The organism is Streptomyces ossamyceticus (genome assembly GCF_001418475.1).
GTDB lineage: Bacteria > Actinomycetota > Actinomycetes > Streptomycetales > Streptomycetaceae > Streptomyces > Streptomyces ossamyceticus.
This window is the reverse complement of sequence record NZ_LIQX01000736.1, coordinates 1-1033: the sequence shown is the minus strand read 5'-3', so window position 1 is coordinate 1033 and position 1033 is coordinate 1. Positions and strand designations below refer to the sequence as shown.

Annotated in this window: 1 protein-coding gene and 1 pseudogene; both read left to right on the top strand. The window is 73.3% G+C overall.

Annotation, left to right across the window (positions count from 1 at the left end; genetic code table 11):
• Window positions 1-102: pseudogene (locus AOK15_RS48005) on the top strand (trimeric intracellular cation channel family protein); the annotation flags it as partial.
• Window positions 103-190: 88 nt separating this feature from the next.
• Window positions 191-1033 (top strand): thioesterase family protein (locus tag AOK15_RS37745; protein WP_055523278.1); only part of this gene is annotated, 843 nt, incomplete at its 3' end.

Genomic DNA, 1033 nt, shown 5'->3' with positions numbered 1-1033 from the left:
GCGGCGGCCGTCGCCTTCGCGCTCAGGCTGCTGGCGATGCGCTACCACTGGCGGGCGCCGCGCGCGTGGAACCGGCGCTCGGCGGCGGTGGAGGAGGGCTGAGCGCGGCGTCGCTGCCCTCGCTGTCGGATCTGGCAGCACCCTCAGTCAAAAGCTACCGCTTAGTAATGAGCTGTTGTACGGTTCACCCATGCCCGAAGCAGCTTCCGTACAGGCCACCGTCGGCGACAGCGAGTTCGACCGGGACACCGCGGTCACCCGGCGGGGACCCGGCGTCTACGACGTGGACCTCTCCGCCGGCTGGACGATCATCAGCGCCGTCAACGGCGGCTATCTGCTGGCCGTGCTGGGCCGCGCCCTCGCGGACACGCTCCCGCATGCCGACCCGTTCACGGTCTCCGCGCACTACCTGACGGCCTCCCAGCCCGGCCCCGCCGTCATCCGCACGGACGTCGTCCGCACCGGCCGGACCCTGTCGACCGGCCAGGCGTCCCTCCTCCAGTACGACGACGAGGGCCGCGAGATCGAGCGGATCCGCGTCCTCGCCTCCTACGGCGACCTCGACTCCCTCCCGGGCGACGTCCGTACGACGGCGAAGCCGCCCGCGATCCCGCCGATCGAGCAGTGCTTCGGCCCCCAGGACGCCCCCGCCCCGGTCCCCGGCAGCTCCGCCATCACCGACCGGCTGTTCCTCAAGCTGGACCCGTCCACCCTCGGCTGGGCCCTCGGCGCACCCTCGGGCAACGGTGAGATGCGCGCCTGGTTCGGACTCGCCGACGGCCGTGACCCGGACCCCCTGTCGCTGCTCCTCGCGGTGGACGCGCTGCCGCCGACCGCCTTCGAGCTGGGCATCTCCGGCTGGGTCCCGACGGTCGAGCTGACCGTGCACGTGCGGTGCCGTCCGGCGCCCGGACCGCTGCGGGTCTCCATCACCACCCGCAACCTCGCCGGCGGCTTCCTGGAGGAGGACGCCGAGGTCTGGGACAGCGCCGACCGCCTGGTCGCGCAGTCACGGCAACTGGCCCGCGCGCGG